Origin of the sequence: Rubellimicrobium roseum (genome assembly GCF_006152145.1) — a bacterium.
Classification (GTDB): Bacteria; Pseudomonadota; Alphaproteobacteria; order Rhodobacterales; family Rhodobacteraceae; genus Rubellimicrobium; species Rubellimicrobium roseum.
Window position 1 is genome coordinate 1 of record NZ_VDFV01000085.1, and the last position, 8,461, is coordinate 8,461.

General features: G+C 62.9%; 3 protein-coding genes and 1 pseudogene. 1 reads left to right on the forward strand and 3 read right to left on the reverse strand.

Features of this window, described 5'->3' with window-relative positions; translation table 11 throughout:
• Window positions 1-909 precede the first annotated feature (909 nt).
• Complete coding sequence (locus tag FHG71_RS22255) at window positions 910-4,479, reverse strand: hypothetical protein (RefSeq protein WP_139083918.1); 3,570 nt, start codon at window positions 4,477-4,479, stop codon at window positions 910-912.
• A 1,012-nt stretch (window positions 4,480-5,491) separates the two neighbouring features.
• On the opposite strand from FHG71_RS22255, the gene FHG71_RS22260 reads away from it, so the two are divergent.
• Entirely contained in the window at window positions 5,492-6,046 is a 555-nt protein-coding gene (locus tag FHG71_RS22260) for a CHRD domain-containing protein (RefSeq protein WP_246045574.1), read from the forward strand.
• 435 nt (window positions 6,047-6,481) lie between these two features.
• Here the strand turns inward: FHG71_RS22260 and FHG71_RS23810 are convergent, their stop codons facing one another.
• Together FHG71_RS23810 and FHG71_RS24460 are read right to left on the reverse strand one after the other, a co-directional pair.
• Window positions 6,482-7,651 (reverse strand): calcium-binding protein, encoded by a 1,170-nt coding sequence (locus tag FHG71_RS23810; RefSeq protein ID WP_246045573.1) that lies wholly within the window; start codon window positions 7,649-7,651, stop codon window positions 6,482-6,484.
• 669 nt (window positions 7,652-8,320) lie between these two features.
• A pseudogene (locus tag FHG71_RS24460) lies at window positions 8,321-8,461 on the reverse strand (5-aminolevulinate synthase); the annotation flags it as partial.

Below are 8,461 nucleotides of genomic sequence, written 5' to 3' on the forward strand. Positions count from 1 at the left end.
CCCCTCAGACCGGGAGCTTGAATCACACCGTCACAGCGGGAGCGAGCAGATCAATGGGTCCTGAACCTAAGCGAGCATGGCGTTCCAGAGGAATTTTTAGCCCAATTCGACGAGATCGCTAATCACTTATATCAGCAACGGGGATCTTCCCAACAACAAGGTGTAACCGTCCGATCTGGTGGCAAGCACCACTTCGATACTACTCATGAGTTAATAGCCGAAGGAAGCTGCGGATCGTAGTGCTCATATGCGAAGAGATCTCTCGGCGGCCATGCAATGGTTAAAATTCCTCCTACAAGCAGTGAATGAGGTTCGAGTCTCAAGGCCGGGTGCTGTCGGTGGCTCAGTGCGCGCATAAGATGTGGGCAGGAACGATCCTTCGGGGTCGCTCTACCAGCGTGGAAGAGGAATTGCTCAACAGAGCCCACTCAGAGAAGCCTTCGCTAGAATTGACCCATGATGATGTCCACCAAACGTTCGTTTACTGGACACGATTGATGCTTTGATTTGTTCTCCGGAGAACGGTCCCTTGTGGCGGACAAAGCATGATCGGTGGTCGACGTCGGCTTGGGCAGCAAAGTCTTTGCAGTGTGGCGGAGCGCAGTGGCACCGAGGTCCTCAGAAGACTAGGGACAGTGACAATGCCGACCCCGGTCGCGTCTGCCAGCGCGCCGGGGTCTTCGTTGTGATCTACTATGCCCACGCCGTCCAAACCGGATCCACCAGCGAATTGGACCATGTCGGGAGGTCACGTTAGCCAAAAAGGGCATGAGGATCTGCGACGCGGCGCACTTCTAAGCAGTCATTCGCCCATAGCGTAGCAATCGTGTGCCGTTGTTGGGGCTTAGGGAACCCGACCCGCTCCGACCGTGCACAGGCAACACCCCGACGACATTAGGAAAACCTACGTCAGCTGATCTTAGTCACTGTGAAGCCGCCGAGGTAGTACAGCACTTCCATTTCCATCTCGCGTCCTGCGCTCGTCTTGTCGCCCTTCTCCCACTTTACGCCGCCCTCACCGGTGATGGAGATGATCTTCGCCTCGACACCGACGCCACCCTTCACCTCGTCGGTGAAGTTCTTCGTCGCTTCGCTGCCAGAGGAGGCTTTGGTCTTGAAGGTGGCGGTGGTCGCCTGCAGCGTCACCCGGATGTAGTCGCTGTCTTTCCAGAGTTTCTCGGGGATGTCGATGTCGAGGTTCTCCTGATTGAAGGTCGCCCCTACCGCGTAGCCGGCCAGGACCTCGCCTTCGATCTGCAGGGCGAGGTTCGGAACCAGCCCGTCATCCATTACGGTGAACTCGATGCGGCCGTTGTCGTAACGTTCCTTGGGGCGGAAGGTGATCGTTCTCTTGCCGCGCCGGAGTTCCCAGGCGAACTGCCCGACGATGGCCTTGCCGCCGTAGCCGAACAGCCGGATTTCAAATTCCCGCGTGCGGACCTTCGGCGTGACCTTCTGCGAACCCTTCATGTTGCGGACCTGGTTCTCCGCCACCGTCTTTGCCGTCTCCTCTGAGATGTTGCCCTTGCGCGCCTGCGCTTCGGCCACCTTCGTCGCGTGCTGCGCCTCGGCCGGCGTCACCTGCTGCTGCTTCTCGCGCTCGGCGATCGCCTTGTCGCGCTCTGCCTCGATCTGCGCGCGCCGCACGCCCGCCTCCGTCTCCGCCAGCGCCGCCGCTTGGTCGCGTTCCTGCTTGTCGAGATCGGCATCGAGCTTCGACTTGATCTCCTTCGCACGGTTGGCCGCGCCCGCCATGTCCACCGCGCCCTGGATCAGGTCCTCCATCAACTTGGAGACTTCCTGCTTCATCGACATGTCGCGGAAGATGTCGGGCGTCGACATCAGCTTCAGCGCCGCCGCCATCGCGCTGGGATCGGGTGCGACCGGTGCGGCCTGGATTGTCGCGACCGGCGTCGGCAGCGGCGTCGCGCCGAGATCCATTACCTGCGGCTTCGGCGTGATTGGCTGCACCGGGCTGATGTCGGAGGCGAAGAAGGGCAAGGGGTGCTCGTCCCAGCGCCAGAACCGCGTCTCGTCGATCTCCTCGGCGACGTTGCAATGGCCAAGCTTGGCTTCCGCGAAAACGCCGCGCGTGGGCAGCGAAATCAGCCGCTCCACCGTCGGTAGCGCGTCCATCGGCGGCTCCTCGCCTTGGTCGAGGAGCGGGAAGGCCACGCCGCTCCCCATGATCTCGAGCGGTGTCGGCGCCACCTTGTCGATTAGCGGTGTCCCAGCGCTCCACATCGTCGTCTCGAAGCTCTTCGCATAGGCGTTGGGGTGCTGGGCGAGGTCTAGCAGCCGCGTGTAGTAGGCGGCATTCGCCTGCATGTGTTCCTTCAGCCGCTCGCCCAGCGCGTAGTCGTCGGGCGCCAGCGATTGCTCGAAGCCTGGCGGCTGAATCTCCGGCGGATCGGGGGGTGGCGGCGTCACCGGTAACGTATGCGACTCGCCCTTGTCGTTCAGGTAATAGGTCGCGCCCATCTGGTGCTGATGCACAATGCGCCGCCCAGTCGGACCGATCCCCTCGATTTCCAAGTGGTAGACCAGGACGGAATCGTCATAGGCGTCGCTCGTCTTGACGAACAGGAAAGATCCGATCTCCGACCATTTGTAGGAGGTGGACAGCGGGTCGCTGACGATGACGAAGTCGCTGTCCTCCGCGTTAAACTGCTCGGACCTGTTCCAGTTTAGGCTGCCGCCATACTTCAGCGGGATTACCACCCCGTTCTTCAGCACCATCCGCATCTCGAGCGCGTTGGTCGTGGGGTTTGCGCCGACCTTGAAGCGGATGGAGAAAGCGTTGAACTCGGTTGCACCCTCGCCCGGTGGCTTCACCACCTTGGGTGGGTTGCGCTTCCTCTCTTTGCGGACCTTGTCGATCCGCAGCAACGCGTCGAAGGCCGGCGCCAGCGTCATATCAAGCAGCGCCGGCTGCAGCACGAAGCGCCAGTTGAGCAGTTGCAGGTCGTCGCCGAGGTTCCAACTCATGCCCGCCAGCAGCACGCCGCGTGTCCGCCGCGTGAACTCCGTTACCACCCGAAAATGCCGCAGCACCTCGTAATACAGCACCGTCAGCGTGTGCCCGCGATTGTGGTTCGCGAAGGCACGCGTCATGATGTTCTGGCGTTCCTGCTGATCCGTCTGGACAACCACGGTGCTCTGAATCTCACGCACCGAGGTGCTGGCCTGGTGGATCGCGTCTGTCACTTTCTGGATCGTGTCCGCCGCCAAGTCGCGATTGCCGGACGAGGTCGCATAACCCCCGCCGACCGAGAGCATCCCACCTCCCACGACGGAGAACGGCCCCATCTCGCCCGAGGCTCCGGCACCCGCGGCCGTGCCGCCCATCACCGAGCCGCCACGCTGCCATTCCGACAGCGCCGCCGTCACCGTCTCGGTGATGGTGCGGTCGCGCGTCTGCTCATGTACCAGTGCCTCGGTAACGACCGTCTTCTCCTCGCGCTGTCCGGTATCCTGCCGCCGCCAGTCGATTACCGCGAGCCGCACCGACTCCCCGGGCGCGAGCGGCAGGCTGTAGAGCACCTGCCCCAGCGAATGGCCGATCGGGATGAGCGAGACGACGTATTCGTTGACGTAGCACTGCGGGAACTGCGTACCGTCCACCTTCTCGCTCAGCCGCACGACTTGGCGCATGTGGAACTGGCTAGTCGCGAAGTTCGCCGGCGTCAGCGCCTCGCAGCCATCCGCGCCGATCAGCATCTGTGGCACCGCGGCGAAGGACCCAGGCGAGAGCCGCCAGTCTATTAGCCCTGGATTCTGCAGCGCTGGCAGGTTTAGCGCGAATCCGGGCAGTGGCGCATCGTGGCTCATGGTCAGCTCGAGCTTCCCGACCACCGCATCGGGTGCGACGCGCCGCTGCTTCAGCACGTCCACCCGCATCTCATCCAGCAGCAAAGGATAAACGCGGAAGTCCACTCCGATCCCCTCGCGCCCTTCCACCAGCGCCGTCTTCCAGGGCTGAACGCGCCCCAGGTCGAAGGAGACGAAGCCCGTATGGTCGGAGGCGAGCACGCCGAGCGGCACCACCCTTCCCCCCGGCTCCATCTCGACCGGCTTTTGCGCACGGGGGATCTCATAGCGGCGCAGCAGCATGTCGAGCGCTTTCTCGATCGCCTCCTCGCGCTCCTTTGCGGGCGTGTTGCGCTCAAGCTGGTCCAGCGTTTCGAGGAGCTGCTTGACGAGCTGCTCCATGCTGTCGCTGTTGGCGTTGTCGCGGATCCAGTCTGGATCGGCGCTACGCTCGATCGCCCCCGCGATCTGCTCGGCGGCTTCAGGGAAGCCCGGTCGGATCTCGTCCAGCACGCGGGATCGCACGCGCGCTGGGTTGGCGTCCCGGTGCGGCATCGCGCCGAGCACCAGCTCGGCATAAACCGGCACCTTGCGCAGCGGCTTTCCACCCTCTCGGTCGATCAAGAAAAGGGCAAGCCGCTCCTGGCTGAAGTCTTTCAGACGCAACATGGGCATTGCCTCCTCGCGAGAGTGCATCTTGTACCCGGAGAATATCCTACTCGATGCCGCGGATCGCGAACAGCCTCAGCTTTGACGCCAGCGCCTTGCATCGCGAGGTGCGCGGCTCGCGAGACCGGGTGCAGGTCCCTTCGGTTGCTGGCGCTCGCGGCAATCTATGCTGGTGACCCCCGTAGCGAGTTGGCGAAGATCGGCGGCGTAATGCTGCAGATCGTGCGCGAGAGGATGGTGCGACTCAACGCCTATGGGCATGCGGGCGAATCGACTACAAGCCGCCCGGCTTGGCGCTGAAGCTCGGGGCGGCAGAACGGCGGGCGCTGGCGCAGATGACCGAGCGCGGCCCTATCCCAGTCTCCCGGGCAAGGCCCCCGGACACATCACTCCTGTGGGTCAGAGTCTGCACTAACAGATCCACGGTACCAGCCCACCTCCACTCAGAAAACGACCGTTTACAGGTGGTTTCGGAACCTAGCCGCAGAGGCGCTTGCAGTCCGCTCGGAAACCCGTTCCGGTTGCTGTGTACAGAAATGCGGTGCCGACGAATGTTTTTGAGCGGCTCAGGCTAGGGTCGGGCAGCTGGGCCGCTGGCCTTCCTAGGAACGCATAGTTAGATTGCTGACGTATGACCGGATCTTCATGGCAGTGATGGCCACCACCTCCTCAAGGCGGGAGCGAATTGACATCCATCGCATCAAAAGCGTCGAGCGCCGGCACCAAGATCAGACGACCCTCTCCGGTCAAGATTGATCAGTCCAGCCCGCCAAGGCGCAGGCTGCATGAACAGCCATGGGCGACCTGGCGCAGGGTGGCTCGGGCGACAGCGTGGCTCTAGTCCCCTCATACGTGGACTGGACCGGGCGCCTTCGGCCGGACCCAGATAGTGCGCCACGCAGGTCTTGTTTTCTGCTACGATGGCTTTGTGCGGGCGTCAGGCCCGCAATCATGAAGGGAGCACGTCCCTATGAGAGCGCTTGTCTTCGCCATCAATGCGGTTACCGGGCTCATGCTTGCTGTGAGCGCTGAGGCCGCCACGATCTCATATGTCGCCACCCTCAGTGGCCCTGCGGAGGTCCCTCCGAACACCTCCGCCGGTACAGGTTCATCGACCGTGACCATCGACACGGTCGCGCGTACCTTCGGGATCGAGTTCACCTTTGCGAACCTGCTGGCGCCCACCACGGCGGCGCATATCCATGGGCCGACAGCTGGGCCCGGCACGGGGACCGCTGGGGTCATCACCGCCGTTCCATTCTTTCCGGGTTTTCTGACCGGTGTTACCAGCGGATCGTATGAGCAGATATTCGATCTGACCGATGCCGCCACCTTCAACCCGGACTTCGTCACCAGTGCCGGCGGCCTGCCGGAAGCGGAGACAGCCTTCCTAGCCGCGCTTGCTTCGGGCTCGGCCTATCTCAATATCCATTCGACCCAGTTCCCTGCAGGCGAGATCCGCGGCTTCTACCAACCGACGCCTGCTCCAATCCCGCTGCCGGCCACGCTGCCGCTCCTTGGCGCCGTGCTGGGCCTAGGTTTCGTCCTGCGCCGCCGGCGCACCTGAGGCACATTGGGGGGGCCTGACCAACGTCGCTCCCACGCGGCAAAAGGGTGGTATGGCAAGCTCCATTCAGGTTCAGGCGCCCACAGGCCTGAGCCCAGGCATCTCTACCTCGGGCGTCGGAGATCCTGAACAGGAGGCGCGCCCTTACGGTTGAGATGGTCCACAAGCTCAACAAGGAGTGGGGACTGCCGGCCAGCCGCTGGTCTGGCCTTACCACCTGCAGACAGGCCTGGCGGGATGACCGGGGATAAATCGGCATCGTGGTGGCGACCGGAAGTAGATCGGCTCAACCGGTCGCTAGGAGCCTCACTGAGGCTTAGGCTCATCTGTGACGCCCGAAGATAGTTGGTGGTCGCGATAGGCGTGGCCCCTGCAAAAGGGTTGCCAGAGCGATGATCTAGGCCCTGAACGCATCCGCCTGTCCTCTCCTTGGCATCAGAGCAGAAGGTCGGTCCGTGAAAGATCAAAGTTCACGCTGACCTTGAGCCAAAGGTCGGTCGTTCCATTGCCGTCGGTGTCACCCTGAAGGCGATTGGCATCATCGTTCCAGCGCAACTCTCCCGCACGGCCCGAGTAGCTCCGCTCCCCTATGAAGATGAAGTCGTCGTCACGGCTGGTGCGGCGCTTCGCGTCTACTTCCGAGAGGTCGATCAAGTCGTCTTGGGCACGGCTGAATCCCACGATGCGGTCTGCCCTGTCCACGCTTGTTCCCGTGTCGCCACGGGACGCAAAGACAAAGCGGTCCGCATCACGGCCTCCATCGAGGACGTCCCTACCCTTGCCACCACGCAGCACGTCCTGGCCTGAGCCGCCGAAGAGACGATCGGAGCCCTCATCGCCGGCTAGGACATCTGCACCGTCTTGTCCCCTGAGCCGGTCGGCCCCCGTGCCGCCATGCAGAGAGTCGTCGCCAGCGCCGCCGCGCAGGGTATCGTTGCCGCCAAGACCGATGAGCACGTCTTGGCCGCTGCCCGCCTGAATGACATCGGCCGCTGGCGTCAGGCGCCCTGGCAGCGGCGGCAGCGGGTCGCTGCCGATGACCGTCCCTGAGATCGTCGCGCGCCAAGCCGCCGAGGTGGGTTCGATGTAGCCGTTCGCGACGAAGGAAATCTCGCCTTCAACCTGACGGAAGTCCGGAGAAAAGCGGAGCACCACAGCTCCGTCCACGATCTGAACGGGCGCCGTCAAGAGACTGGTCCGACGAATGAAGTGGTCGTAGTTCGTGGTCGTCGTCAGAACCGGGTCGAGTTCGATCCTCAGCACCCGGTTGATGGGATCGTAGGACTGGAAGGTCTCGTCTACGGCAACGTCGGCGGCACGGTCGTAGCCAGTGATGGCGTGGGCCTGCTTATGGATCTCGTTGTTGCTGGCCCAGTGCAGTTCACCGGCCAAGACTTGAACGTCGGCAGGACGGCCGACGTAAAACCCCAAGTCGACTATGTTGATGCCATTGAGATTCTTCGTACCGATCGGCGCGGCATTGCGGACCATCAGAAGCTGGGCCGCAAAGTTGAAGGTCTCCAGGACAGTGTAGCTGGTGAGATCGGTCGGGAAATTGGTGTTGCCCGTGTAGGTCTCGCCGGTGACAGAGATGCTGTAGAACATGCGGGTGTGTCCGCGCGGTTCAACCGACCTGATTGGGCTGGCCCGATCCTACATCAGTTTGCCTTTGATGACGAGACGATGCTGCCGGTGACGGACCCGAACTGATGCAAGGTCCTCCTGGACAGCGGTGAGTGAGCCCGTCGAGCAGCGCAGTGACCGGGCCGACATCCGGCATGGTCTGAGCCAGTCTTGACCTTCGCTTGCGCCTGCCTGTCCAGCGCCATTCTCAGCAGGACTAGTTGCCGCCCACTGGCTACTGCCATCCGCACCCCTCCTTCGAGAGGAGAGCCCGGTTTTCCGGTGTTATTGAAACCGCCGCAGGGCCTCGCGATGGCAGTGGCGTAGTGACTTCACCTAAATCGGACTCCTGTCTCAGGCCTCGCAGTTCGGGTTGGATCGGGTGCCAGCCTCCTCGGCACGGCGGAGCGCCTGCGGTGTGTGGTGTGTCACGGGCGCCCCTCTCGCGTCGTCCTTACCGATCAGCCTGCCCATCCCCCGGGCGGGCACTACGCCCCGTCTGCATCGCTCTCTTTTGCTCTGCGGGGCGACGGCACGGGCTCGAACTGACCGAGGGCATCCTCGTGGAAGTCATCCCCGCGCTGTGGCCTGCTGCCGGTTTCGTGGACACGACGATAAGATCGTGGACTGGATGCGCATCGTTCAAGCTGCCTACCCCACCAGCCCAACACGGTTCAGGGCACAGTTTGACCAGGCGGTATCCAGGGCATCAATCAGCGCGTCCATTTCCTTCGGCCCATGCACGGGCGACGGCGTGAAGCGCAGCCGCTCGGTCCCGCGCGGGACGGTGGG